Source organism: Sinorhizobium glycinis (assembly GCF_001651865.1).
Taxonomy (GTDB): Bacteria; Pseudomonadota; Alphaproteobacteria; order Rhizobiales; family Rhizobiaceae; genus Sinorhizobium; species Sinorhizobium glycinis.
Genome location: NZ_LPUX01000053.1, coordinates 294,312 through 320,232, shown reverse-complemented (window position 1 = coordinate 320,232; position 25,921 = coordinate 294,312). Strand labels below are relative to the sequence as shown.

The 25,921-nt window shown below is 64.0% G+C and carries 26 protein-coding genes; 16 read left to right on the top strand and 10 right to left on the bottom strand.

Annotated features, from left to right (window positions below; all coding sequences use genetic code 11):
* Window positions 1–47 precede the first annotated feature (47 nt).
* Window positions 48–794, top strand: a complete 747-nt coding sequence (recO, locus tag AU381_RS06450) for a DNA repair protein RecO (protein WP_174552519.1) — start codon at window positions 48–50, stop codon at window positions 792–794.
* Window positions 795–848: 54 nt separating this feature from the next.
* Here recO and AU381_RS06445 read toward each other — a convergent pair whose 3' ends face one another.
* Window positions 849–2,852 carry a PhoX family protein gene (locus tag AU381_RS06445; protein ID WP_064240935.1) on the bottom strand — a complete coding sequence of 668 codons (2,004 nt, stop codon included), beginning with the start codon at window positions 2,850–2,852 and terminating at the stop codon, window positions 849–851.
* Between the two features lie 253 nt (window positions 2,853–3,105).
* Between AU381_RS06445 and AU381_RS06440 the strand changes: the two genes are divergently transcribed.
* From AU381_RS06440 to AU381_RS06405, 8 genes are all read left to right on the top strand, one after another.
* Window positions 3,106–5,904, top strand: a complete 2,799-nt coding sequence (locus AU381_RS06440) for a DUF2339 domain-containing protein (protein ID WP_064240934.1) — start codon at window positions 3,106–3,108, stop codon at window positions 5,902–5,904.
* Window positions 5,901–6,557, top strand: a complete 657-nt coding sequence (locus tag AU381_RS06435; protein WP_064240933.1) for an HD domain-containing protein — start codon at window positions 5,901–5,903, stop codon at window positions 6,555–6,557. Before AU381_RS06440 ends, AU381_RS06435 begins: the two co-directional genes overlap by 4 nt.
* An 81-nt stretch (window positions 6,558–6,638) precedes the next feature.
* A complete protein-coding gene (locus tag AU381_RS06430) occupies window positions 6,639–7,490 on the top strand; it encodes an MOSC domain-containing protein (protein ID WP_064240932.1) in 852 nt (283 codons plus the stop codon).
* A gap of 130 nt (window positions 7,491–7,620) precedes the next feature.
* A complete protein-coding gene (locus AU381_RS06425; protein ID WP_064240931.1) occupies window positions 7,621–8,862 on the top strand; it encodes an MFS transporter in 1,242 nt (413 codons plus the stop codon).
* Between the two features lie 167 nt (window positions 8,863–9,029).
* The gene (nadA, locus tag AU381_RS06420; protein ID WP_064240930.1) at window positions 9,030–10,109 is read left to right on the top strand and encodes a quinolinate synthase NadA; all 1,080 of its coding nucleotides are present in this window, start codon (window positions 9,030–9,032) and stop codon (window positions 10,107–10,109) included.
* A gap of 45 nt (window positions 10,110–10,154) precedes the next feature.
* Window positions 10,155–11,753, top strand: a complete 1,599-nt coding sequence (locus tag AU381_RS06415) for an L-aspartate oxidase (protein ID WP_064240929.1) — start codon at window positions 10,155–10,157, stop codon at window positions 11,751–11,753.
* A gap of 53 nt (window positions 11,754–11,806) precedes the next feature.
* Window positions 11,807–12,709: a carboxylating nicotinate-nucleotide diphosphorylase gene (nadC, locus tag AU381_RS06410; RefSeq protein WP_064241834.1), complete on the top strand. Its 903-nt coding sequence runs from the start codon at window positions 11,807–11,809 to the stop codon at window positions 12,707–12,709.
* 101 nt (window positions 12,710–12,810) lie between these two features.
* Window positions 12,811–13,329: a superoxide dismutase family protein gene (locus tag AU381_RS06405; RefSeq protein ID WP_162273415.1), complete on the top strand. Its 519-nt coding sequence runs from the start codon at window positions 12,811–12,813 to the stop codon at window positions 13,327–13,329.
* A 57-nt stretch (window positions 13,330–13,386) separates the two neighbouring features.
* On the opposite strand, the gene AU381_RS06400 is transcribed toward AU381_RS06405, so the two are convergent.
* The 8 genes from AU381_RS06400 to AU381_RS06365 form a co-directional block, all read right to left on the bottom strand.
* Window positions 13,387–14,367, bottom strand: coding sequence for an NUDIX hydrolase (locus AU381_RS06400; RefSeq protein ID WP_064240927.1), 981 nt, complete (start codon window positions 14,365–14,367; stop codon window positions 13,387–13,389).
* Window positions 14,357–14,896 (bottom strand): tyrosine phosphatase family protein, encoded by a 540-nt coding sequence (locus AU381_RS06395; RefSeq protein ID WP_064240926.1) that lies wholly within the window; start codon window positions 14,894–14,896, stop codon window positions 14,357–14,359. Before AU381_RS06395 ends, AU381_RS06400 begins: the two co-directional genes overlap by 11 nt.
* A gap of 1 nt (window position 14,897) precedes the next feature.
* Window positions 14,898–15,506 (bottom strand): YfbR-like 5'-deoxynucleotidase, encoded by a 609-nt coding sequence (locus AU381_RS06390; RefSeq protein WP_064240925.1) that lies wholly within the window; start codon window positions 15,504–15,506, stop codon window positions 14,898–14,900.
* Window positions 15,503–16,351 (bottom strand): CAF17-like 4Fe-4S cluster assembly/insertion protein YgfZ, encoded by an 849-nt coding sequence (ygfZ, locus tag AU381_RS06385; protein WP_064240924.1) that lies wholly within the window; start codon window positions 16,349–16,351, stop codon window positions 15,503–15,505. The genes AU381_RS06390 and ygfZ overlap by 4 nt, the downstream gene beginning before the upstream one ends.
* 191 nt (window positions 16,352–16,542) lie before the next feature.
* Window positions 16,543–17,292: a hypothetical protein gene (locus AU381_RS06380; RefSeq protein ID WP_064240923.1), complete on the bottom strand. Its 750-nt coding sequence runs from the start codon at window positions 17,290–17,292 to the stop codon at window positions 16,543–16,545.
* 28 nt (window positions 17,293–17,320) lie between these two features.
* Window positions 17,321–17,590: a hypothetical protein gene (locus AU381_RS06375; protein ID WP_018239227.1), complete on the bottom strand. Its 270-nt coding sequence runs from the start codon at window positions 17,588–17,590 to the stop codon at window positions 17,321–17,323.
* A 262-nt stretch (window positions 17,591–17,852) separates the two neighbouring features.
* Complete coding sequence (locus tag AU381_RS06370; RefSeq protein WP_064240922.1) at window positions 17,853–18,296, bottom strand: TIGR02301 family protein; 444 nt, start codon at window positions 18,294–18,296, stop codon at window positions 17,853–17,855.
* Window positions 18,293–18,763, bottom strand: a complete 471-nt coding sequence (locus AU381_RS06365) for an NUDIX hydrolase (protein ID WP_064240921.1) — start codon at window positions 18,761–18,763, stop codon at window positions 18,293–18,295. The genes AU381_RS06370 and AU381_RS06365 overlap by 4 nt, the downstream gene beginning before the upstream one ends.
* A 60-nt stretch (window positions 18,764–18,823) precedes the next feature.
* On the opposite strand from AU381_RS06365, the gene AU381_RS06360 reads away from it, so the two are divergent.
* Window positions 18,824–19,600 carry an SOS response-associated peptidase gene (locus tag AU381_RS06360; RefSeq protein WP_064240920.1) on the top strand — a complete coding sequence of 259 codons (777 nt, stop codon included), beginning with the start codon at window positions 18,824–18,826 and terminating at the stop codon, window positions 19,598–19,600.
* Here AU381_RS06360 and AU381_RS30225 read toward each other — a convergent pair.
* Window positions 19,597–19,764, bottom strand: coding sequence for a hypothetical protein (locus AU381_RS30225; RefSeq protein WP_164476166.1), 168 nt, complete (start codon window positions 19,762–19,764; stop codon window positions 19,597–19,599). The genes AU381_RS06360 and AU381_RS30225 overlap by 4 nt on opposite strands.
* Window positions 19,765–20,277: 513 nt before the next feature.
* Here AU381_RS30225 and cysS point away from each other — a divergent pair.
* From cysS to cimA, 6 genes are read left to right on the top strand one after another with little or no spacing between them, the layout of a single operon-like run.
* Complete coding sequence (cysS, locus tag AU381_RS06355; RefSeq protein WP_064240919.1) at window positions 20,278–21,678, top strand: cysteine--tRNA ligase; 1,401 nt, start codon at window positions 20,278–20,280, stop codon at window positions 21,676–21,678.
* 39 nt (window positions 21,679–21,717) lie between these two features.
* On the top strand, window positions 21,718–22,203 hold the full coding sequence (locus tag AU381_RS06350; RefSeq protein ID WP_064240918.1) for a GFA family protein: 486 nt from the start codon (window positions 21,718–21,720) through the stop codon (window positions 22,201–22,203).
* The gene (locus tag AU381_RS06345) at window positions 22,196–22,672 is read left to right on the top strand and encodes a GFA family protein (RefSeq protein ID WP_064240917.1); all 477 of its coding nucleotides are present in this window, start codon (window positions 22,196–22,198) and stop codon (window positions 22,670–22,672) included. The genes AU381_RS06350 and AU381_RS06345 overlap by 8 nt, the downstream gene beginning before the upstream one ends.
* Entirely contained in the window at window positions 22,672–23,172 is a 501-nt protein-coding gene (locus AU381_RS06340; protein WP_064241833.1) for a GFA family protein, read from the top strand. The genes AU381_RS06345 and AU381_RS06340 overlap by 1 nt, the downstream gene beginning before the upstream one ends.
* Entirely contained in the window at window positions 23,169–24,131 is a 963-nt protein-coding gene (pip, locus tag AU381_RS06335) for a prolyl aminopeptidase (protein ID WP_064240916.1), read from the top strand. Before AU381_RS06340 ends, pip begins: the two co-directional genes overlap by 4 nt.
* A 44-nt stretch (window positions 24,132–24,175) precedes the next feature.
* Complete coding sequence (gene cimA / locus AU381_RS06330) at window positions 24,176–25,792, top strand: citramalate synthase (RefSeq protein ID WP_064240915.1); 1,617 nt, start codon at window positions 24,176–24,178, stop codon at window positions 25,790–25,792.
* The last annotated feature ends 129 nt before the right edge of the window (window positions 25,793–25,921 follow it).

Here is a 25,921-nt window from a genome sequence, read left to right as displayed (position 1 = left end):
GTCATCGTCGCTTGATCCGCCTTCCGCCCCAGGTGTATGCCTTTTCCATGCAATGGAGCGATCAGGCCATCATCCTCGGCGTCCGGCGGCACGGCGAAAGCTCTGTCATCGCCGAGGTCATGACGTCCGCACACGGGCGGCACCTGGGTCTCGTGCGCTCCGGCCGGTCGCGGGCGATGCAGCCGGTGCTGCAGCCGGGCAATTCGGTGGAGGTGACCTGGCGGGCGCGGCTCGACGAGCATCTCGGCGAATTCCGCGTCGAGCCGCTCGAACTCAGGGCGGCGAGGCTAATGGAGGCGGCAACTTCGGTCTACGGCATCCAGGCGCTCGGCGCCCTCCTGAGACTGCTGCCGGAGCGCGATCCGCATCCGCATCTCTACGAGGCGCTCGCCGTCATCGTCGATCACCTTCAGGACCCGGCCGATGCCGGCGAATTGTTCGTGCGCTTCGAACTGGCGGTGTTGAACGATCTCGGCTTCGGGCTCGACCTTTCGGAATGCGCGGCGACCGGAAGCCGGGCCGAACTTGTCTACGTTTCGCCGAAAACTGGCCGCGCCGTCAGCCGTGCGGCGGGCGCACCCTATGCGGAGCGCATGCTCGCCCTTCCGGATTTCCTGTCTGGAGCGCACAGCGCGGCCGATCACGACAGCCTCGCCGCAGCCTTCCGACTCACCGCGTATTTCCTCAATCGCCACGTCTATGAACCGCGCGGTGTCGACGTTTCCTCGGCGCGCGACGGTTTCGTTCATGCGACGCTGAAGGCGCTGAAGCCAGCCGCACCCTCCGCGGCATGAACATAAGAAAAGGCGCCGCACATCTTATGCGGCGCCTGAAGTCTGCGAACCTGATTAGCCGATCTTGCCGCCGCCCTGCTTGGTCACGGCGACCACGGCCGGGCGCACCGGCATGTCGTCGCGGAAGTCGGGCCAGCGCGTGGCCGGCTTCTCATAGGTGGCGAGGCCGGCATCGCCCGGGTGCTGAACGGCAAGGAAGAAGGTGTCGCTCGTCGGGTTGAAGCTCGGGCCGCACATTTCCGCGCCGACCGGAACCCGGAAGAACAGCTTCGAGGTGCCGCGGCCTTCGCCCTCCGTTTCGACGGCCCAGACGCCGTCGGTGCGGCCCGTCTCCTTCTCGTTGTTGCCGTCGGTCGCAACCCACAGGCGGCCGTCCGCGTCGATTGCGCAGTTGTCCGGCATGCCGAACCAGCCGTTCTTCGTCGTCGCGGTCGAGAAGGAGGCGCCCACATCCGCAACGCTCGGGTCACCGCACTTCAGCAGGATGTCCCACTTGGATTTCGTCGAGGCGAAGTCTCCGTCCGTCTCGGAGATCTCGACGATGTGGCCGAAGGCGTTCTTGGCGCGCGGATTGGCAGCATCCGCCTCTTCCTCCTTGCGCTTGGTGTTGTTGGTCAGCATGACATAGACCTTGCCGGTCTTTGCATTCGGCTGGATGTCTTCCGGCCGGTCCATCTTGGTCGCGCCGAGCGCATCGGAGGCAAGACGGGTGTTGATCAGCACGTCGGCCTGCGAAGCAAAGCCGTTCTCGGCCGTCAGCGGACCCTCGCCATGGACGATCGGCATCCAGGTGACGGTGCCGTCCTCGTCGAACTTCGCCACGTAGAGCGTGCCTTCGTCGAAGAGGTCCATGTTGGCGGCGCGATCGTCCGGGTTGTAGGTGCCCTTGGTCACGAACTTGTAGACATAGTCGTAACGCTCGTCGTCGCCGCTATAGAGAACGACGCGGCCATCCTTGTTGACGATCGATTCGCAGCCCTCGTGCTTGAAGCGGCCTATCGCCGTGCGCTTCTTCGGCACTGAAGTCGGGTCCAGCGGATCGACCTCGACGACCCAGCCGAAGCGATTCGCCTCGTTCGGATCCTTCGATACGTCGAAGCGGTCATAGAATTTCGACCACTCATATTGGCCGCCCGGCGCGCCGAGGCGCTTCAACTGCTTGAATTCCGGATGATCCTCGGCGAGCTCGCCGCCGAAATAGCCGTTGAAGTTTTCCTCGGCCATCATGTAGGTGCCCCAGGCGGTAACGCCGCCGGCGCAGTTGTTGATGGTGCCGAAAACCTTCTTGCCGCTCGGGTCGGCGGAGGTCTTGACGCGGTCATGACCGGCCACCGGACCGGAAAGCTGCATCTCGGTATTGGCCGTGATGCGGCGGTTGTACTTGCCGTCGAGAACCGGCTGCCACTTGCCGTCCACCTTGCGGATCTCGATGACCGTGCCGCCGTGGGCGGCCATCTCGATATCGACCAGTTCCTTGGTGTACTCGCCGAGAACGACCTTGTCTTCCTCCTTGCCGTCCTCGGTCACCTTTTCGACGCGCGCGAAGTTCGGGAACATGATCTCGGCATTGGTGTATTCATGATTGACGACCAGCAGGCCGTGGTCCGGGCTGCCGTCGAGCGGGATGAAGCCGACATAGTCGTTGTTGTAGCCGAACTGGCGGTTCTGCGCTTCGGCCGTCTGCTTCAGCGGATCGAATTCCGGACTGTCGGCGAAGATCTTGTCGCCCCAGCGCAGCAGGATGTCGGCGTCGTAGCCTTCGGCGACGTGATGCTTCTCGTCGACGCCGGCTTCGATCTCCTTGAAGTCGAAGCGCGAAGCGCTGTCGCTGGCGCGCGCTTCCTCGGCGGAGAGCAGCGCAAGCGGGCTAACCGTCGTCGAAATCGCAGCAACCGCGAGCGAGCCGCCAATGAACGACCGGCGCGAGAAGCGGCGATTGATGATGTCGCCCATGGTCGGATTGGCGGAACAGTTCTGGCCGATGTCTTCCAGTTCCTCCCTGCGTTCCGTCAGCGTCTTGAATTCGGTTTCTTCCGTCGAGCCGAGGTACTTGTCCATGGTCATTCTCCCCTTTGAGGACGATAGAAGCGCCGTTGGTGGTTGGCGTCCATCGTCGCTCTATCAGCTAGCTGATGACAGTTCTGCGACAGTTCGATGAAGAGATTACGGCTCTTCTGCCCTTATGCATATTCGTGTCCACGGCAAAAACCTGCGGTTGCGAGGAAGGGGATGTTCAAGCGGATGTCTCCGCTGGCATTCCGGGCTAACTTGTGCGAATCGTTTCACCAGTCGTCGTGGTGTCGGGGGACCCATGCTTGAGCTTATCGCCCTTGTTGCCTTTGCCATGGCGCTTGCCGCCTTCCTCGGTGGCCGCAGGACTGCCGATCGTCTGGATGCCGAAATCGAGAGCCTGAAGGCGCAGATCGCACGGCTCGCGAAGCAGGGTGTTGTGGAGGAGGCGTCGGATCTTGCATCCGCCGACCGAAACGAGGTCGAGGTGCCTGCTGCTCCCGTAGTGGAAGAAGAGGCCGCCCCCGGACCGTGGTCGCAGGCGCGGGAGGGGGCCCGGATCTTCAGCGGCGCCGCGTCGGGCACAGAGGGCGCGGAGGCCGCGGCAAGCAGCGAGCCTGCAAGCGTCGCGGCCGCCCAACCGGTTGCCGCGCGGTCCGCTGAGAGCCTCGAAAGCCGGATCGGCGGGCGCTGGCCGGTCTGGGTCGGCGGGCTGGCACTCGCGCTTGGCGGTTACTTCCTCGTGCAATACTCGATCGAAGCGGGACTGCTGAGCCCGGCGGTTCGCCTGACGCTTGCGGCGGTGTTCGGGCTGGCGCTGGGGGTCGCCGGCGAAGTGATACGGCGCCGGGCGGTGCCGACAATCGCGGACGAGTTCCGCAATGCCATGATCCCCGGCGTGCTGACCGCGGCTGGCGCCGTCACGCTGTTCGGCGTCGTCTATGCCGCCCATGACATTTACGGCTATATCGGCGCAACTTCCGCTTTCACCCTGCTGGCGGCTGTCTCGCTGGCGACCGTCGGCCTCTCGCTGCTGCATGGCCAGGCGCTCGCCGGCCTTGGTCTCCTGGCATCGCTCCTCACGCCCTTGTTCGTCTCGAGCACCGAACCGCGGCCTTGGGTGCTGTTCGGCTTCCTCGGTACCGCCTGGCTTGCCACGCTCGCCGCTTCGCGCCTGCGGCGATGGACGGCCGTGCCGACACTCGCCAATGCCGGTCTCGGCCTCTGGGGACTTGCCTATGTTGCCTTGACCATGCCCTTCGAGGCGCCTCCGGTGACCGCCGCGCTGGCCGTCATGATCGCCGGGATCAGCCTGATCTGGCCCGGCGGCGTAGTCCGCGGGGACCGCGCAACGGATGCCGTAGACCCTTGGGAGAGGCTGTTTAAGCCGCCCCATGCAGCGATCACCCTCTCGGGGGCGATCGTGGCCACTCTATTGGCCCTTCTCTTCATCAGTCCGGCCGTCGAGGCCGCGCGTTTCCCGGTCGCCGAATTCGTGATCGTGGTCACACTGCTTGCCGCCGTCGGCGCCCTGCGGGCAACGGCGCCCTATCCTGCTCTGTTTGCCGCGGTCGGCTCGATCGTCGGCACATGGAGCCTGACGGCGCTGAGCGGTGTCCTGGCCCATATCGAGCCGTCGCTCGCGGCGCCGGAGATCGTCATTCCAGGCCGAACGGCCATGCTGACGGCGATGATCCTGGCGGCGCTCTTTCTTATGCTGGCCGCCGTCGTGCTTTCGCGGTTTGCCAGTGAGCTGCAGTTCGCGATGCTCTGGGCAGGCATCGCCGCCGTCGTGCCGAATGCGCTCCTCGCCATGTCCTTCGTGATGACGGCCAATTTCGCCTTCGATCTGCCGCACGGGCTTGCCGCCTTCGCGGGCGGCCTGTTCATGCTTGGGCTTGTCGAATGGCTCTACCGTCGGAACGCCGAAAGTCATGAGCTTAACATTACAGCCGGCCTTTTGGCGCTCGGCTCCTTGGACCTCTTTGTCATTGGCCTGCACGCCTGGACGGACGGACTGGCCACGACGCTTGTCATCGCGCTCCTCGGCTCTGCGTACACTTTTGCAACGCGCGTCCGCAGCTGGCCGGTCCTGCCCTGGGTGACCGTGGCTGCCGCCATAGCCGTCCTTGCGAGGATCGCCTGGGAGCCGACCATCGTCGGTCCCGGCAATCTCGGAACGACGCCAGTCTTCAATGCCCTTCTGCCGGGTTACGGCATACCGGCAGTGCTGCTCGTCGCCTGCGCCTATTTCCTGCGCGCTTCTCGGGACCTGCGCGTGCGCAACCTGCTGCAGGCGCTCGCGAGTCTCTTCGTGCTCCTGACGCTCGCGATCCTGGTGCGCCACGCGATGAACAACGGGGTGCTCGATAGTTCCGTGCCGACCCTTGGCGAGCAGGCGATCTACACGCTGCTTGCCATCGGCGCTTCCGGCATCTTCATGACGCTCGACGGGAGATCGCCAAGCCCGGTGTTCAGCTATGGGGGCATGGCGCTTGGCGCGCTCTCCATGCTGTCGGTGCTCGCGGCGCATCTCGTGGGGCTCAATCCTTATTTCAGCGGCGAGCTGCTCGGCAGAATTCCCTTCCTCGACCTGCTCTTCATCGGCTATCTGCTGCCTGCCATCGGCTATGCCGGCCTCGCCTGGTATGCGCGAGGCCGACGCCCGCAGCCCTATGTCATGGCGCTTGCGGTGAGCGGCGCGGTGCTTGCCTTCGCCTGGGCGACTTTGAGTGTGCGTCGCTTCTGGCAGGGAGAAAGCGTCGCCGACTGGAAAGGCTTCCTCCAGGGAGAGACCTACTCCTACTCGGTGGTCTGGCTGGTGCTCGGCGTTCTGCTGCTCGTGGCCGGCTCACGCTTCAACGCGAAGAGCATCCGCATCGCCTCCGCCGTGCTGGTCTTTATTGCCGTGCTCAAGGTCTTCCTCGTCGACATGTCGAATCTCGAAGGTTTCCTGCGGGCACTCTCCTTCATCGGCCTCGGCGGCGTGCTGATCGGCATCGGGCTTTTCTATCAGAAGATACTCTCCAGCAGGGGGAGCGGTTCGGCTGATCCGTCGGGAGCGGTTGAAGCGCCAGGAGAGGGAGCGCGCCAGGCATGACGCACCTTCACGCCCTGGCCGCCGCCTTCGCGCCGCATGATGAGCTCGCCGGCCAGCTCCTGCCGCATGCATTCTCCGGCGACGATGGTTCGCACGACGCCGCACATCTCATCCGGGTCTGGAAGAACGCGGCGCGCATACAGGAGGAGGAGGGCGGTGACAGCCGTCAACTCGCCGCCGCCGTCCTGCTGCACGATTGCGTCGCCGTCGAGAAGAACTCGCCGCTGAGGGCCGGGGCATCGCGGCTCGCCGCTGAAAAAGCCTGGCAGATTCTCGACGGCCTCCGCTGGCATACGCTGGAAATTTCTGCCGTTGCCCATGCCATTCTGACGCACAGCTTCTCGGCCAACATGGCGCCCGAGACGCTCGAAGCGAAAATCCTGCAGGATGCGGACCGGCTCGACGCGATCGGCATGGTCGGCGCCGCACGTTGCTTCTATATCGCCGGCCGCATGGGAAGCGGCCTCTATGATCCGCTCGATCCCTTGGCCGAGGACAGGCCGCTCGACGACAAGGCCTTTGCGATCGACCATTTCGAGACGAAGCTCTTCCGTCTCGCCGACGGGTTCCAGACCGCGGCGGGGCGTCGCCTGGCGCTGGAGCGGCAGACGCGGCTGCGCAGCGTGCTTGCCATGCTGCTCGATGAAATCTAGACGAATTTTCAGTATGTTGCTGCAGCGCGATGAATCAAATCGCGAACGGCCTGAATCGATCTCTGAACTTGGAAAGGCGCGATGAAAGTCACCGGTCTCAATATCTATCCATTGAAGAGCGGGCGCGCCGTGCCGCTAACGGCCGTGACGGTCAATCTCGACGGGTTGGCAGGCGACCGGCGATTCATGGTCGTCGAGCCCGATGGCCAGTTCATCACGCAGCGCGAATTGCAGGCGCTGGCTAAGGTCGAAGCGACGCACATCGAAAGCGGCGTGCATCTGAAGATGAATGCCAACGAAGTCTCCGTCCGGTTCGATCCGGATAACAGGCTGGATGTCCGCGTCTGGTCGAGCGACGTGAATGCTGCCGTTGCCGATGACGGCACGAACGAAACGCTGTCGGCCTGGTTCGGGCGGCCGGTGAAGCTCGTGTACATGGACGAGGTGGCGGAGCGTTTCGTGGGCGCCGAATGGGCCGGCATCGCTGCTCCGGTCGGCTTTGCAGACGGTTTTCCGGTGCTTATCACGACGACTGGTTCTCTGGCAGACCTCAATCGAACGCTCGCCGACAAGGGCCAGGAGCCGGTCGGCATGGAGCGCTTCCGCACCAACATCCTCATCGACTGCGACGAGTCTTGGGCCGAGGACGTGTGGGAAAGCCTGGAGATCGCCGGCATTGTCTTCGATCTCGTCAAGCCCTGCGCGCGGTGCATCATGACCACGCAGGATCAGAGGACCGGCGAACGCATCGGCGGCAACCCGATCCAGGGGCTCGCCGAAAAGCGCATGTCCGCGGATCGCCGGGTGCCGGGCGTGCTCTTTGGCTGGAACGCCGTGCCAAGGGGCGAAGGGATTGTGAAGCTCGGCGACGAGGCGAAGGTCGTTCGCCGCCGGAGCGAACGCTGGCCGATGAAGCGGCGCGGCGTTGAATGACGCGCTCGGCCGGCGGGACAACTGCACCTGCAGGCGGCCATCAATTCCTGTGAACCGATCGTCAATTTAATTGGCTTGGCTCAATTTGAGCGCCGACATAGCATGCGCCCTCAAGAAACCGGAGCATCCAATGTCTGCTGCCAATCAGGGCGACGCCCACGCACTCCATCACCATCATCACCTGCCGTGGCTGATCATCGCCGCTGGTTCGATGATTGCGATGCTGACCTTCGGTCCACGGTCGGCCATGGGCTTCTTCCAACTGCCGATGCTCGCCGACACCGGCTGGGACCGGACGACATTCGGTCTTGCCATGGCGATCCAGAACCTTTGCTGGGGCCTCGGCCAGCCCGTCTTCGGGGCCTTGGCCGACAAGTTCGGCACCTGGCGCATGCTGGCGCTGTCCGGTCTTCTCTATTCCAGCGGGCTCTTCATCATGGCTTTCGCCAGTGCGCCGATCTGGCTGCATGTCGGCGGCGGCGTGCTCGTCGGTCTGGGCGTTGCCTCCGGTTCCTTCGGCATCGTGCTGTCGGCCTTCGCCCGCAATGTCGCGCCTCACCAGCGCGCGCTTGTCTTCGGCATCGGCACGGCGGCGGGATCGGCCGGCATGTTCTTGTTCGCGCCGCTGAGCCAGGGGCTGATTTCCGCATATGGCTGGTCCGACAGTCTCGTCTATCTAGGCTTCCTGATGCTGCTCGTGCCGCTCTTCGCCATCCCGTTGCGCGGCAACGCGGCCTCCGGGCGGCACTCCGAAGCGCTTTCCAAGCAGACCGTCGGAGAGGCGCTCAAGGAGGCTTTCGCGCACAGAAGCTATCTCCTGCTCGTCTCCGGCTTCTTCGTCTGCGGCTATCAGGTCGCCTTCATCACGGCGCATTTCCCCGCCTATCTCGGCGACATCGGCATCGACGCGCGCTATGCGGTGATCGCTCTCGCCCTGATCGGCTTCTTCAATATCATCGGTTCGCTGTCGGCCGGCTTCATCAGCCAGCGCTATTCGAAGCCGTATTTCCTGGCACTCATCTATCTTGGCCGATCGATTGCCGTTGCAGCCTTCCTGCTTCTGCCGCAGTCGCCGACCTCGGTCGTCATCTTCGCGGTGGTCATGGGCCTGTTGTGGCTCTCGACGGTGCCGCCGACCAATGCGCTGGTGGCGATCATGTTCGGCACGCGCCATCTCGGACTTCTCGGCGGAGTCGTTTTCCTCTCGCACCAGATCGGCTCTTTCCTGGGCGTTTGGATGGGCGGCTATCTCTACGACCGCTTGGGGTCCTATGATCCTGTCTGGTGGCTGGGGGTCGGGCTCGGCGTCTTCGCGGCCATCGTCCATTGGCCGATCGAGGAGAGGGGCGTCGCGCGTCCGGCGATGGCCTGAAGCTGATCCGACGCGCCCGAGAATATCTCGGGCGCGACATTCGATCCTTGAAATCTGTCACAAAACTTTCTAAATCAGTCGCCGCGGCTCAGCCGCTTTTGTTTTGACCTAATTATGCTCATTTTGAGCATAATGGGAGGCCGGCAACGGCGAGAGAGGAGAGCTCGATGACCAGTCTTGACCTTCGCGCGGACGTAGCACCTGCGCCGGCCTTCCTGAGTGCCGCGGCGCGCTACGGCATCATCGAAAGGCCGGACCTCACCTTCACGCCGGCAATCGCCCGCGAGACGGAGCATCTCTACGAAAGGGTCAAGGACTTCATCCCGCCGTTCGAGTGGGCGGCCTATGCACCCTATGTTCATGCGATCAATCGGCTTAAGAAGGAGCGCAACGCCGTCATCCTGGCGCACAATTACCAGACGCCGGATATCTTCCACTGCGTCGCCGATATCGTCGGCGATTCCCTGCAGCTCGCCCGCGACGCCACCAGGGTCGATGCCGAGATCATCGTCCAGTGCGGGGTGCATTTCATGGCCGAGACTTCGAAGCTGCTCAATCCGGAAAAGACCGTGCTGATCCCCGACGCCAAGGCAGGCTGCTCGCTTTCCGAGTCGATCACCGGTGCGGATGTAAGGCTGCTCAAAGAGCGCTACCCCGGCGTGCCGGTCGTCACCTATGTCAATACCTCGGCGGATGTGAAGGCGGAGACGGACATCTGCTGCACCTCGTCCAACGTGCTCGCCGTCGTCGAGAGCCTCGAATCCGATACGGTGCTTTGCATTCCCGACGAATATCTGGCGATGAACGTCGCCCGCCAGACCAACAAGAAGATCCTGACCTGGAAGGGCCATTGCGAGGTCCACGAGCGCTTCACGGCGGCCGAACTTCTCGCCTACAAGGAGGCCAATCCGGGCATCGAGATCATCGGCCATCCGGAGTGCCATCCGGATGTGATCGAAGTCTGCGATTTCTCGGGCTCCACCTCCGGCATGATCAACTATGTCAAGGACAAGCGGCCGCAGCGGGTGCTGCTCGTCACCGAATGCTCGATGGCCTCAAACATCCAGGCGGAGGTGCAAGGCGTCGATTTCGTCAAGCCCTGCAATCTCTGTCCGCACATGAAGCGCATCACGCTGCCGAAGATCCTCGACAGCCTGCTCAACATGACGGAAGAGGTTCTGGTCGAGCCGGCGATCGCCGACCGCGCGCGCCTCGCGGTCGAGCGCATGGTGAACCTCAAGCAGTAATTTGCGCCGGCTGCGAGCCGGCACCGTTGGAGGAGTTACCGAGCCATGCTGACTGACCACTTCCGCCCGCAATCCTTCAACGGGATCGATGACATCGTCATCGTCGGCGGCGGCCTTGCCGGGCTTTTCTGCGCGCTGAAGCTGGCGCCGCGCCCCGTCACCATTCTTGCCGCCGCGCCGATCGGCCACGGCGCTTCCTCCGCCTGGGCGCAGGGCGGGATTGCCGCGGCGATGAACACCGGCGACACTTTCGAAAAGCACGTCGCCGATACAGTCGCTGCCGGTGCCGGCATCGTCGACGAGAAGATGACCCGGATGATGGTCGCCGAAGGTCCGGCGCGTATCCACGATCTTCTTGAATACGGCGTGCCCTTCGACCGGGATCTCGAGGGCAAGCTGCTCTTGTCCCGCGAGGCGGCACATTCCGAGCGGCGCATCGTGCGCGTCAAGGGCGACATGGCCGGCAAGGCGATCATGGAGGCGCTGATCGCCGCCGTGCGCAGCACTCCGTCTATCCGCGTGATCGAAGGCTATGTGGTCGAGGAACTGGTGCGCGAGGGACGATTCATTTCGGGCGTCGTCGCGCGGCCGGATGCCGGCCAGTCGAAGACCCGCGTATCCTTCCCGGCCCGCGCCGTCGTGCTTTGCTCCGGCGGCCTCGGCCACCTTTACGCCGTCACCACCAATCCGTGGGAAGCCTGCGGCCAGGGCGTCGGCATGGCGGCCCGGGCAGGGGCCATCATCGCCGATCCGGAATTCGTGCAGTTCCACCCGACTGCGATCAATATCGGCAAGGATCCGGCACCGCTTGCGACCGAAGCCTTGCGCGGCGACGGCGCGATCCTGGTCAATTCGAAGGGCCATCGCTTCATGCTCGACATCCATGCGGATGGCGAGCTTGCACCGCGCGACGTCGTTTCCCGCGGCGTCTTCGCAGAGGTCAAGGCCGGGCGCGGCGCTTTCCTCGACTGCACCAAGGCGATCGGCACGCATTTCCCGGAGATGTTCCCGACCGTTTACGCTTCCTGCATGGCGGCTGGAATCGATCCCGTGACGCAACCGATCCCCGTCGCTCCGGCGGTTCACTACCACATGGGTGGTGTGCTGACGGACGGAGAAGGCCGTACCTCGATCGATGGTCTCTGGGCGGCGGGCGAAGTGACCTCGACCGGCGTCCACGGCGCCAATCGGCTGGCCTCCAATTCCCTGCTCGAGGCGGTGGTCTTCGCCGCGCGGATCGCAGAAAACATCAAGGGTACGCTCCCGGCGCCGAAGCTCACGGAATGGGGAGACAATGCTGGCGAGAGCGACGATCCGGTGACCGTCGAGGACAGCCCGCCCTTCAAGCGGCTGCGTGGCCTGATGAGCGAATGCGTCGGCGTCGTGCGCACGCGCGAAAGCCTGCTGCACGCCATCCGCGAGATCGCCGAATTGGAGCGGGTCAATACGCGGCTGCGCTTCTCCAACATCATCACCACGGCCAAGCTCATCGCCGTCGCCGCCCTGCAGCGCACCGAAAGCCGCGGCGGTCATTTCCGCGCCGATTGCCCGACCGAACGTCCGGAGTGGCAGCGGCGCACCTATCTGACGCTGGCGCAGGCGGAGCGCCTGGCCGCCGAGGCAATCGAGACGGAGCCGGCTTGATGCCGGGGGCCGTTCCCGTTGCGGAGAACAACGACGAAATCGGAAGGAAGCTCATGACCGCCGCCCTACGTCCTGAACTGCCCGCCCTTATGGTCGAGGAGCAGGTGAAATCAGCACTTCTGGAAGACCTCGGCCGAGCCGGCGACATTACCACCTTGGCGACCATTGGACCGGACATGACGGCGACCGCGAATATGAGCGTGCGCGAAGCGGGTGTCGTTGCCGGGCTGGACCTGGCGCGCACCGCCTTCCGCCTCGTTGATCCTTCGATCCGCTTCGAAGCGCTGGTTGCGGACGGCGATCGCGTCGCGCCGGGTGCCTCGGTCGCGCGGATCTCGGGCCGGGCCCGGGGCGTGCTTTCGGCCGAGCGCGTGGCCCTCAATTTCCTCATGCACCTCTCGGGAATTGCCAGCTACACGGCGAAGTTCGCCGACGAAATCGCCCATACGGCGGCCAAGGTCTGCTGCACCCGCAAGACCATCCCGGGCCTTCGCGCGCTCGAGAAATACGCCGTTCGCCTCGGCGGCGGCTCCAACCATCGCTACGGCCTCGATGACGCGGTGCTGATCAAGGACAACCATATCGCGGTGTCCGGGGGCGTCGCCGGCGCGATCCGTGCGGCGCGCGCCTATTGCGGCCATCTGGTCAAGCTAGAGGTCGAGGTGGACGGACTGACGCAGCTGCGCGACGCGCTGACCGCCGCACCCGACGTCGTCCTGCTCGACAATATGGGTCCGGACCTCCTGCGCGAGGCGGTGGCCGTCAATGCCGGACATTGGGGGCTGAGCGCCGCTGCCTATCCAGGCGATCCGCGCCGCACCCGGCTCGAGGCATCCGGCAATGTGAAGATCGAGACGATACGGGCGATCGCCGAGACCGGCGTCGACTATATCTCGACGTCGAAGATCACCATGGCGGCGCCGACCCTCGACATCGGGCTCGACATTTCGATCTGACCCAAGCTGCGCCATCAGTGCCACATCGTCCGGAATGGCCACGGGAACGAGATGGGCAACCGCGCGTTGCTCCTCAAACCGACAGCGAGGAAGGAACGATGATGATCAGGGTGGTAATCGCGCTCGCCGCCGCCGTGGGACTGGCGGCGGATGCCTCGGCGCAACAATCATCGCAGACGGCGACGGCCGAATTCGTCGGTAAGGATGGCACGGACACCGGACGGGCGACGTTGACCTCCGGCGGCAAGGGCGTGCTGATCGAGATGGAGGTCAGCGGCCTCCCCAAGGATACATGGATCGCCTTCCACGTTCACGAAACGGGACGCTGCGACGTTGCGGACGGATTCGAGTCTGCCGGCAAGCATTTTGTCGACGGAAACGAGGGCGCGGAGCATGGCTTCCTCGCCGCCCAAGGGCCGCATGCCGGCGACATGCCGAACCAATATGTGGGTGCCGACGGCGTGCTGCGCGCTCAGATTTTCAACAGCTTCGTCTCGCTGGACGACAAGGCGACGGCGATCCGCGGGCGCGCTCTGGTCCTCCATGCGCGCTCGGACGACAACCGCAGCCAACCGGCCGGAGATGCCGGTGACCGGCTCGCCTGCGCCGTCATCAAATAGTGCATGTCGCCCAAAAGTGTGCAGCGGTTTTGGGACAACGACATGCACAAAAGCAATTCATCGTCCACCGACCTTGAGGCCGGGGGCAGGGCGCTCGTCGAGAATCTGTCGGCGGAAGCGGAAGAGCGCGGCCGGCCGGCCGCCGGTGGAGGCAAGCGTGCCTCCCGTCGGCTCGACGAGTTCCGCGCCTTCGACCAACCGGCGGAAGTTCTGCTTGTGCAGATGGCGGCCGGAGATCGCCTCGACCGTTGCCTGAAGGTCCGTGAGGGTGAATTCCGGCGGCATCAATTCGAAGACCACTGGCCGATACTTGATCTTGCCACGCAGCCGGGCGACGGCGGTTGCGACGATGCGGCGATGATCGTGCCGCATCGCCAGCCCAGCAGCCGGCTTGCCGGACTCGCGGCAATGGCCGTCGATCACCGCTTCACGCACCAGCCCGGCTTCGTAGAGCAGTTCGTAGCGTTCCAGCACGCGTTCCTCGTCCCAGGGGAAATCGTCGAGGCCGAAGGCCAGCCGCACGCGCGACCGTCGCTGCGCACTCGCAACTGATTTCTCGTCGGCGGCGAGACCGACTTCCCAGCGGACAAGTGCAGGCAGGATCGTCTGGTCGAGCACTTGAGGTCGTCCCTGCCGCCAGTCTTCCCAGGGCAGATATCCGTACCAGTCCCGCCAATTAGCGCCGGCCTCCGCCAGTCTCTCGTTGTTCTCAGCATCGGTGCGCGTCAGCGCCAGATAGCCGACCGAGACCATATGCTTGCCTTCTTCACCCGGCAGGCGCTGGCGCCCGCGATCGCCGAACGTGTAGAGTTGCTCGATATAGCCGAGCTTGAGCGCGGTTCGCTTTTCGACGCGGGCGCGAAGGCTCGCCTCGAACGTGCGGTGGCGGGCCGGATCGAAGGGGCCGAAGGGCAGGCTGTCGCGTGCGTCGCCGTCGGTTTCGCTGACCGCCAGGATGCGCGGACTGCGGTTGACGACGGCGACGATGACCGCGTTGAGGCCAATCTCGACGGTGACCGGCAGCCCCTCAGTCTGCATGACGCTGATTTTCCGGGAGGAGAGGCAGCAGGAAGGGGGCATTCCCGTCGGCATCCGCGCCGCGGCCGATAGCCTTCACTGCAGCGACGAGTCTTCCCCGCCGCGATAGCGCCTCGTCGCCGATCTCCACGATCCGAGTATTCGGCGTCGCAAAGGGCGAGGCAAGCCGCAGGCGCTTCGCGAGCGCGTCGTCGTCCTGGTCCGGCTCGACGGCAAGCGCCGCGATCAGCGCCGCAGCGGGCGAGCGCGAGACTCCCATCCAGCAATGGACGAGCAGCGGGCGCGAGCGGTCCCAGTTGCGGGCGAAGTCGATGATCTGCGCGACATGCGCCTCCTGCGGCGCGATCAGGTCGCCCGTGCCGGCAAAGCTGATGTCGTTGACCCCGATCGTCAGATGCTTGTCTCGATCGATAATGCCGGGGCGGTGAAAATCCTGTCCCTTGGCGACCAGGCTGAGCATTTCGCGGCAGCCGTGGCGGACTGCCATTTCCGCGATGCGGCCGAGCGGCGATACGACGATGCCTGCCATGTCAGGCCTCCTGGCTCATCCTGGCGCGCTCCGCCTCCAGGAACGTGAAGCGCTCGGCGAAAAGCCGTTGCGCGTCGACGGCCGGCAAGGGGGCGATCAGCAGCGTCTCGCGCGTGACGCCACGCGGCTGGCCGAAGAATTTGCGCGCCTCCTCCGGTGCGAAGCCGGCAAGTTCGGTCGCTTCGAAATAGGCGGCGACGCGATCGGCTTTCTTGATCCGCTCCTTGAGTTCCCTGGGCGTATGGGGCGGCAGGCCGAAGCGCAGGTGGACGGCGCTTTCGAGGCGCTTTTCGACCGTCTTGTAGCCACCGCCCACAACCGCCTTGAACGGCGAGATCATGTCGCCGATGACATATTCGGGCGCGTCGTGGAGGAGCGCCATCAGGCAGTCGGTCGCGTTGCAGCGGTTGGTGCGGCGAAAGATATCTTCGACCAGCAGGCTGTGCTGGGCGACGGAAAAGGCGTGGTCGCCAATCGTCTGCCCGTTCCAGCGGGCCACCCGGGCAAGCCCGTGGGCGATATCCGAAAGTTCGACGTCGAGCGGCGAGGGGTCGAGCAGATCGAGCCGCCGGCCGGAAAGCATACGCTGCCATGCGCGCGCATTCATCATGCGCTCGCCTCGTCCGTCTCGGACGGAAAGGCAAGCCCGGTCCAGGCGGGCAGTGTCAGCGTCACCGGCACCTCGCCGGCGACAATGGGGTCGCCCTTGGTGATCGCTTCGCCCGCCTTGTCGATGCGCACGATTGCAAGCCCCGCCTTGTCCTGCACGGTACCGAGCGCGCCGATCGGACGCCCATTGACGGAAACATTCGTGCCCGTCGGCGGGAGCGGGGCCTCGCCGGAGACGATGACGACACGGCGCCGCGCCGTGCCTCGGTGCTGCATTCTTGAGACGACCTCCTGGCCGACATAGCAGCCCTTGCGGAAGGAAAGGCCACCGTTCAGATCCATCAGCACGTCGTGTGGAAAGGCGTCCTGCAGCGCGTAGTCGCGTTCAGCAACCGCGATACCAGCTTCAATCCGCAGCCGGTCGTAATCGGCGACCCTGGCCTCTGCGCCGGCGATTTCGTGATAGAGGCGGAACACCGACATGCCTGCCTTCTCGAACCGATGGTCGCGATACCCGGCTTCGGGCCGTTCCTCCCCGAAGGTGACCACGACCGGCGCCGGGGTGAGAAGGGAGAGCTCAACCGCCGAGCGCAGCTTGTACATGGTCAGCCGCTTCAACAGCGTGTCGGCCTGGTCGCGGGACGTTTCCAGCCGCAGCACCCCTCCATCGCGAGAGATCAGGAAGTCGAAAAAAATCTTGCCCTGCGGCGTCAGCAGCGCACCCGGTCTCACTTCGTGCTCGGCCAGCGCGCCGAGGTCGGTCGTGACCAGCCCCTGCAGCAGTGCTTCAGCGTCGTTGCCGGAAACGCTGATGATTGCGCGGTCGTCGAGGCGAAGTTTGGGCATGGTTTTCGAATCCCGTTCTCTTTGTCGAAGAGGTAGGATTTCCGCTGCGGAAGGGCAAGCGCGCAGAGCGGGATGAGGAAAAGTGCGAAGCGGTTTTCCGCCCGCATCCCGCGTCCGAACTTCCAGCGGGATGAGGAAAAGTGCGAAGCGGTTTTCCGCCCGCATCCCGCGTCCAAAATCAGGAGCAATGCTCAATCGCCCGCGACGAAGAATTTCCACTGGCCGTCGGGTGCGATCCCGACGCGATAGAAATTGTAGTTGCCCAATTCTTCCATGCCGGCGAAATCGCCGGCGGTGACCAGCCGGAGGAGGTCGACCTTCTCCGGAGGGGTCAAGGAAGACAAGGGTTTTTCGGCGAAATAGGGCCAGACATAGGCTTCCTCCGGTGTGCCCTTGTCGGCAAGGACGAAGCCGGTCGAAAGAACATCGAGCAGGATCGCGAGGATTTCGACGCCATCCTGGTCGCCGGACAAACCCTTCAGAGTCGCGATCGGATCCTCATCGCCGCCGCTGCCGCTGACCTGCGTCTGGGTCGGCCCCTTGCCGAGCAGGGGGCGCAGCCGCTCGATGTCGCCGGAAGCTGCGGCTTCGACAATCAGCTCGCGCATCCGGGCGACGGGAGCTGGAATTTTCGAGACGTCGGTCAGAACCTCGACCGGCTGGACCACTTCGGGTGCGCCCTGATCCTTGGCCTCGGTCGCAGCCTTGTCGACGAGCGGATCGGGCATCGGAATTTCGAGCGGCTCTTCCGGCCCAGCCTCGGGCGTCTCCGCCGGCGCCGAGTTCTCAGCGCTGTCAGCGGGAGCGGGAGGAGGCGTGCCCTTGAGTTCGCTCAACGCATATGCAGCCGGAGCCGCCATGGGGACGTAAGAAACGGCGCCCGCCAGCAACAGCATGACGAGGCGCGCCGCTCTGGCACGGCCTGCAAGGTTCCGGGTCATGGGCAGTCCTGATGCTATTGGCCTGATGCTATTGGATTGACCGCTGTGGGGAGAACTCTCCGGCGAGCATGCGCTCACGAAGCGAATTCAGCATGGCCTCGGCGCCATCTTCGCCATGCAGCCGAATGGTTTCCCGCATGGCCAGCGCAATTGCCGCGTCGGCGATGATTTCCGGCTCGATTCCATCCGCCATGCCGTCCGCCCAGGCTTCGTTCTGGTGTTCCAGGGCCGCCTGCATTTTCTCGTGAACGATCATGTCGTCGATGTCGGTCAGGCTTGGTTCCATCATTCGTTCCATGCGGGCTTCCATCACGTACAGTTGGCTAACCTACAGCGCCGCGCGTCTTATCAGACGTGCAAAGGTCGCTGTAGCACTTCAAGTTGCTGCATGTTCTATCCTTAAATCGGATCCGATCTAAGGATACATGCAATAGCGCCTCTCCGCTGAACCGGAACTGAACGGGCAGACAGGCCGGCTACTCCTTACCACTCTCTTAACGGACTTTAGCAGCCTTTTCCCGAAACGACACGGGCCGGCGGAAAAAGAGGTTAATATCCCCCTAATTTCCAAAGCGCGCGACGATTTCGGAAGCAAGTGTTGCACCTTCGGCACGGTATCGCTCCTCGGCGAGCGTCGCGGGCTCGGTGCAGACCGTATAGACCGAGGCGAAGGTTCTGTACCCACGGTTGAACGCGGCCGTCATGCGCTCGCGCCGCTTCGGCTCGTCGGCACTCTCCTTGTCGATCAGCTCCTGCATCGAGCGGCGCCAGCTGTCTTCGGGCTTGCCGAGGCAGAGATTGCGCAGATAGTGGACCGATCCGAGGATTTCGGCCAAGCGGATGAGGCGCTGCTCATAGGGAGGCGGCTTGTCTTCGACTGGAGGCGGAGCGGCGGCCTGCGTGTCCTGAGGGGCGGGGGCCGCCTCCTGCGCGGCGGCCCCCGCCGCGATCGCGAGCGCGGTGCCGGCCAGGAGGAGTCGGAAGATAAACGGCGCAATGGTCATGGGTCCATCAAATCCGAATCGGCGCCGCTTGCAAGGGCGTCGCGGCTCGGGCGGATCGACGGCCGACCACCGGCCAGTTTTTCCACACAATGACGGACGCTCTCCGGAATGGGCAGGGCGAAGATCTCCTCCGGCGTGAACCAGCCGACATCGGCCGCATCGTCCGCGGCAATGGCGTCACAATCGGGATCCGCCTCGACCGTAAAGACGGAGAGCAGGAAATGCCGGCTCTCCGCGCCGCTCGGAACGAGGTCGTAGCTCTCGAAAAGCACCGGATCGCGGCCGCAGATCCCGGTCTCCTCAGTGAGTTCGCGCAAGGCGGTTTCGGCCGGAGTCTCGCCCGGCTCCGCCCGGCCGCCGGGAAAGGCATACATGTCGGCCGACGGCGGATTGGCCCGGCGGACGAGCAGATAGCGTCCATTCCGTTCGATGATGGCGGAGGAAGCGAGTTGGGGCTGGCGTGTCATCGTGTGGCTAAGTTCATATAGGTCGTTGACCCATCCTACGTGAAGTGCCACATCGATGTCATGTGCGGACGTTTTGCGCTGACGGCGAGCCCGGAAGAATTGCTGGAACTGTTTGGCCTGCTGAAGGTGGAAGACTTTCCACAGCGGTTCAATATTGCCCCGACCCAGCCGATTCTCATCATCGTCGCTTCCGAGCGGGCGGAGCCGGGCAGCAACCTGCCCGATCGCAGGGCGCTGCTGGTCCGCTGGGGCTTCACGCCGGGCTGGGTGAAGGATCCACGGACATTTCCGCTGCTGATCAATGCGCGCTCCGAGACCGCGACCGACAAGGCTGCCTTCCGGGCCGCGATGCGCCACCGCCGCATTCTGGTGCCGGCATCCGGCTTCTATGAATGGCACCGCCCGCCGAAAGGCAGCGGTGAGGCCTCGCAAGCCTATTGGGTCCGGCCGAAGAAGGGCGGCATCGTCGCCTTCGCCGGTCTCATAGAGACCTGGTCGTCAGCCGACGGTTCCGAAGTCGACACTGCCGCCATTCTCACCACGGGCGCCAACAGGGCGATCCGGCACATCCACGATCGCATGCCCGTCGTGATCCCGCCGGAGGAATCTTCCCGTTGGCTGGACTGCAGGACGCGGGAACCGCGCGACATTGCCGACCTCCTGGTTCCGCCGCCCGAGGATTTTTTCGAGGCGATACCGGTGTCGGATAGGGTCAACAATGTCGCGAATGTCGGGCCCGATCTCCAGGACGAAGTCGCGCCCATGGCATCGATCTCGGCGAGACGAACTCCCGCCGAGGACGGTCAAAGGGACAACGGACAACTGACCCTGTTTTAGTACGCGCTCCGTCCTGTCGCGCGATGCTTGGCGAGTGTCTTGCCGGCAGGTTTGGCCTTGGCCTGTAGTGCGGCGGCGAGTACGGCCTTGAGACCGACCGGCCGGTATTTCGCCACGAGATCGGCTGCCGGTGGCTTGGAGCCGGGCGTCTTGGCGGGTTTCATGTGAATGTTCTCCTTGATGCTTCCCTACTGCATGTTTCCTTAAATCGGAGCCGATTTAAGGAAAAAACATGCAGCATTTCAAAGTGCTACAGCGACCTTTGTGCGTCTGATAAGACCACGGCGCTGTAGATCGGAAACGCTTCGTCTTCGCTTTTGTGCCCGAAAACGGCGTTTCTCCTTGTTCCGCGGGAAACACGCATCCGATGCAGCACGAAAGTGCAGCGCGAATCGCGTTTCCCGCTCGATGCTCCGGTCGAGCCAAATCGTGACAAATCCATGGCCGTCCAATTGCCTGTTCCCACCTTTGCTTGCATGCGGCTGACCTCTTGACCGGCGCCATGCGACGCGCGATAAGGATCGCCATGAAAACGGTTATCTGCATTATTTGCCGGAAGATTATTCGCTAGCGATCCGCTGGCCTGGCCGTTTTCGTCTCCCGAAATCCAAGATGACAAACGCGCGGGCCGCCCCGTCGCATAGTGCTACGGTTGCATGCAGACTTGGAGATTTGGGATGGGCGGAATGCCGACTTTGAAACTGTACAACACGCTGACGCGGGAAAAAGCCGATTTCCGGCCGATCGACCCTCTAAACGTCCGCATGTATGTCTGCGGCCCGACCGTCTACGACTATGCCCATATCGGCAATGCGCGGCCGATCATCGTCTTCGACGTGCTGTTCCGGTTGCTTCGCCATGTCTACGGCGAAAGCCATGTCACCTATGCGCGCAACATCACGGACGTCGACGACAAGATCAATGCGCGGGCGCGGCGCGATTATCCCGGCCTGCCGCTGAACGAAGCGATCCGCCGCGTCACCGAGAAGACCGAGACGCAGTTCCTCGACGATGCCGCGGTGCTCGGCTGCCTCGACCCGACCGTTCAGCCGCGCGCCACCGAGAGCATTGCAGAGATGGTCGAGATCATCGAGAAGCTCCTCGCCAAGGGCCATGCCTATCAGTCCGAGGGCGAGGTGCTCTTCGACACGAAGTCGATGACGGACTATGGTCAGCTTTCGAAGCGGAACCTCGACGAGCAGCAGGCCGGAGCCCGCGTCGCGGTCGAGGCGCACAAGAAGAATCCTGGCGACTTCGTGCTCTGGAAGCTCTCGCAGGAGCATGAGCCGGGCTGGGACAGTCCATGGGGACGCGGCCGGCCCGGCTGGCACATCGAATGCTCGGCGATGAGCGGCCGCTATCTCGGCGAAGTATTCGACATTCACGGAGGCGGGCTCGATCTCATCTTCCCGCATCACGAGAACGAAATCGCCCAGTCGCGCTGCGCGCACGGCACGGACGTCATGGCCAATGTCTGGATGCACAACGGCTTCCTGCAGGTCGAAGGCCGCAAGATGTCGAAGTCCGAGGGCAATTTCGTCACCATCTACGAGCTCCTGCACACGGAGACGTTCGGGGGGCGCAAATGGCCGGGCGAGGTGCTGCGGCTTGCGATGCTGATGACGCACTATCGCGAGCCGATCGACTTCTCCATCAAGCGGCTGGAGGAAGCCGAGCACCTGCTCTCCAGATGGCCGGTTCCGGGCGACGCGACGGGGGAGGTGGACGCCGCGGTCGTGGCTGCGCTGGCGGACGACCTCAACACCGTCGCGGCGATCCAGGCCCTGCACGGCCTGGCGCAGAAGGCGTCGGCGGATGCGCAGTATCTCGGCGCCTTCGCTGCAAGCGCGGCGCTGATCGGCGTTCTGCCGAAGGAGATCGAACTCGACGAGGCGGTCGTAGAGGAGATCGATGGTCGGGTGCGGGCCCGCCTCGAACTGCTGAAGGCGAAGAACTATACTGAAGCAGACAGCATTCGCGCCGATCTCCTGGCGCGGGGCATCCAGCTCAAGGACGGCAAGGATCCGGAAACAGGTGAACGGGTGACCACCTGGGAAGTGAAACGATCGCAGATCTGAAGGCGCGGCCACGGCGGCACCTGCGGACGAGGAGGAGATATGGCTGACGATATCCGTACCGGCGGATGCCAATGCGGCGCGGTCCGCTTCCGCGTCGAGGGCAAGCTCGGCGACGCCTCGGTTTGCCATTGCCGCATGTGCCAGAAGGCGAGCGGCAATTTCTATCTGCCGCTCGTTTCGGTGCGCGGCGCGAACGTCGCCTGGACACGGGGGCAGCGCAAGCGGTTCCAGTCGTCCAATGCGGTCTGGCGCGGCTTCTGCGGCGATTGTGGCACGCCACTCACCTTCGAAGCGCCGGACGGCATGGCGCTGGCGATCGCCGCCTTCGACAGGCCCGAAGGCATAGCGCCGATCATTCAGTGGGGTACCGAGGCGAAATTGCCCTATGTCGATCGCGTGCCGAGCCTCCCCGGCGAGGAGACGATGGCCGACGTCGACGCGGCCTCTTACCTGGCCCACCTCGTTTCCTATCAGCATCCCGATCATGACACCGAAACCTGGCCCCGGAGGAGAGACGATGAGTGACGCCATCAGAACTGGAGGATGCCAGTGCGGTTCTGTCCGATTCCGCATCCGCGGCGAGCTCGGACGCCCGTCGATCTGCCATTGCCGCATGTGCCAGAAGCAGTTCGGTTCGTTCTTTTCGGCCCTGGTGACGGCGCCGAAGGACGGGATCGAATGGACGCGCGACGAACCGAGCTATTTCCAGTCCTCGGTCAACATCGATCGCGGCTTTTGCCCGAAATGCGGTACGCCGCTGACCTATCGGCACCCCGGCGGTTTGGAGATCGCGATCGGCGCCTTCGACGACCGCTCCGATCTCGCGCCGCGGATCCAGGTCAACTACCAGGCCCGCCTGCCATGGGTCGACACGATCTTCGACCAGCCGGTTCACAATGATCAGGATTACTACGCGCGGCAGGAACAGATCATCTCCTTCCAGCATCCGGATCACGAGACGGAGCAGTGGCCGTCGGCAGGGCACTGGGCATGATGATCCGGCGCATCTTCACGGGCGGGTGCCAATGCGGCCAGGTGCGTTACCGTGCCGAGGGCACGCTCGACGATCCGCATATCTGCCACTGCCGCATGTGCCAGAAGGCGGCGGGAAATTATTTCCTGCCGCTTGCCAATATCGCGCGCGAGGATTTCAGCATCACACGCGGCCAGCCTTCCTGGTTCCGTTCCTCCGATCTGGTGCGACGCGGCTTCTGCCGCAATTGCGGGACGCCGCTGTTCTACGACATGCCGGACGCGAATTTCCTGAACATCGCGCTCGGCTCGCTCGATGACCCGGACGACGTCCATCCTGTCTATCAGTCCGCTGTCGAGTCGCGCATGGTCTGGTTCTCGCATCTGCCACGCCTTCCGGAACGTGAAACGGACGACGGCAGCGAAGAAGCCGCCGCGCGCCATCTGCGTGTGCTGGAATCGAACCGTCAGCATCCCGATTTCGACACTATCCACTGGCCGCCCGAGGAAGACCTGCCGTGAGTACTGTGCTCAGAACTCTCTATCCTGAAATTGAACCCTATGCCTCGGGTCGCCTCGAGGTTGGCGACGGCCATGGGATCTACTGGGAGAAGGCAGGCACGCCCGGGGCGAAGCCAGCCGTGTTCCTGCACGGTGGTCCGGGCGGTACGGTCTCGCCGAACCATCGGCGCCTCTTCGATCCGGCGCTCTACGACGTGACGCTGTTCGACCAGCGCGGCTGCGGCAAGTCGACCCCGCATGCCGAGATCGAGGCCAATACGACATGGCATCTTGTCGCTGACATCGAACGGCTGCGCGAACTCGCCGGCGCTGAAAAATGGCTGGTCTTCGGCGGCTCCTGGGGATCGACGCTGGCGCTCGCCTATGCCGAAAAGCATCCCGAGCGCGTCTCCGAGCTGGTCGTCCGGGGCGTCTATATGCTCACCAGGGCCGAGCTCGACTGGTACTATCAGTTCGGCGTGTCGGAGATGTTTCCGGACAAGTGGGAACGCTTCCTCGCCCCGATCCCGCCGGACGAGCGTCACGAGATGATGCGCGCCTATCACCGCCGCCTGACCAGTGATGACCGCACGACGCGGCTTGCGGCGGCCAAGGCCTGGAGCATCTGGGAAGGCGAGACGATCACGCTTATGCCCGAGCCGGCGACCAGCACCCGCTTCGAGGAAGAAGAGTTCGCCGATGCCTTTGCGCGGATCGAGAACCATTTCTTCGTCAACGCCGGGTGGCTCGAGGAAGGGCAGTTGCTCCGTGATGCGCACAAGCTCCACGGCATTCCTGGCGTGATCGTGCACGGCCGCTACGACATGCCGTGTCCGGCCAAATATGCCTGGCAGTTGCACAAGGCCTGGCCCGAGGCCGAATTCCATTTGATCGAAGGGGCAGGGCATGCCTATTCCGAGCCGGGCATTCTCGATCGTTTGATCCGCGCGACCGACAGATTCGCCGGCAAGACCGAATAGCGGAACCCCGCACCGATTTAGACTACGCATTTTGGAACCAGCCCATGACCAAGGAACGCATCTACCTCTTCGACACGACGCTTCGGGACGGGCAGCAGACGCCCGGCATCGACTTTTCCGTGGAGGACAAAATCGCCATCGCGGCAATGCTCGATGAATTCGGCATGGACTATGTCGAGGGCGGTTATCCGGGCGCCAATCCGACCGACACCGAGTTCTTCACGAAGAAGCGTACGCAGAAGGCCGCCTTCGTCGCCTTCGGCATGACCAAGCGCGCCGGCGTCTCCGCCTCCAACGATCCGGGTCTCAACGCGCTGCTGACGGCCAAGAGCGATGCGATCTGTCTCGTTGCCAAGAGCTGGGACTACCATGTGGAGGTGGCGCTCGGCTGTTCCAACGAGGAGAACCTCGAGAGTATCCGTGCCTCGGTCGCGGCGGTGGTCGCCTCCGGCCGCGAGGCAATGGTCGATTGCGAGCATTTCTTCGACGGCTACAAGGTGAATCCTGCCTATGCGATCGCCTGCGCGAAAACGGCGCTCGAGGCAGGGGCGCGGTGGGTGGTGCTCTGCGACACCAATGGCGGCACGCAGCCGCCGGAAACCCGCGAGATCGTTTCGGCCGTGATCGCGTCCGGAGTACCGGGCGCCAATCTCGGCATCCACGCGCACAACGATACCGGCCAGGCGGTGGCGAATTCCCTGGCTGCGGTCGAGGCCGGGGTGCGGCAGATACAGGGAACGCTGAACGGCATCGGCGAGCGCTGCGGCAACGCCAATCTGGTCACGCTGATTGCGACGCTTGCGCTGAAGGAAGCCTATGCGGAGCGCTTCGAGACCGGTATCGATGCCGACAGGCTTCAGGAACTGACGACGCTCGCCCACGCTTTCGACGAACTCCTCAATCGCTCGCCGGATCCGCAGGCACCCTATGTAGGCGCTTCGGCCTTTGCCACGAAGGCGGGCATCCATGCTTCGGCGCTGCTGAAGGATCCGCGCACCTACGAGCATGTCGCGCCCGAGTCGGTTGGCAACCTGCGCAAGGTGATGGTCTCCGACCAGGGAGGCAAGGCGAACTTCATCAACGCGCTCAAGCGGCGCGGCATCAATGTCGCCAAGGACGATCCGCGGCTCGACAAGCTGATCGAGATCGTCAAGGAGCGCGAGGCGACCGGCTATGCCTATGAGGGCGCGGATGCGAGTTTCACGCTGCTCGCCAGCCGCATCCTCGGCACCGTGCCCGATTTCTTCCACGTCGAGAGCTTCCGGGTCATGGTCGAGCGCCGTTTCGATGCGAACGGAAATCTGAAGACCGTGTCGGAGGCCGTGGTCAAGGTCATCGTCGACGGGGAGGTGATGATGTCGGTCGCCGAGGGACATGGTCCGGTCAATGCGCTCGACCTCGCTCTGCGCAAGGACCTCGGCAAGTTCCAGTCGGAGATCGCCGATCTCGAACTCGCCGACTACAAGGTACGCATCTTGAATGGCGGCACCGGGGCCGTCACCCGCGTGCTGATCGAGTCGACGGACCGGACCGGCGCGCGCTGGTGGACCGTCGGCGTCTCCGACAACATCATCGACGCCTCCTTCCAGGCGCTGATGGACAGTATCGTCTACAAGCTGCTCAAGAACCGCGACCAGGTCGGGCTGATCGCCGCCGAATAGTGCCTGCTCTGCGTTCAGCGTCGTTCACGCATCGGTTCACGGAAATGAATTGGTGCATCAGCGTTCGTTGGAGTAGGACGCAAGGAGGAGGGACGGCAGTTCTCCGCTGATGACTGGCCGTCGTTTGAC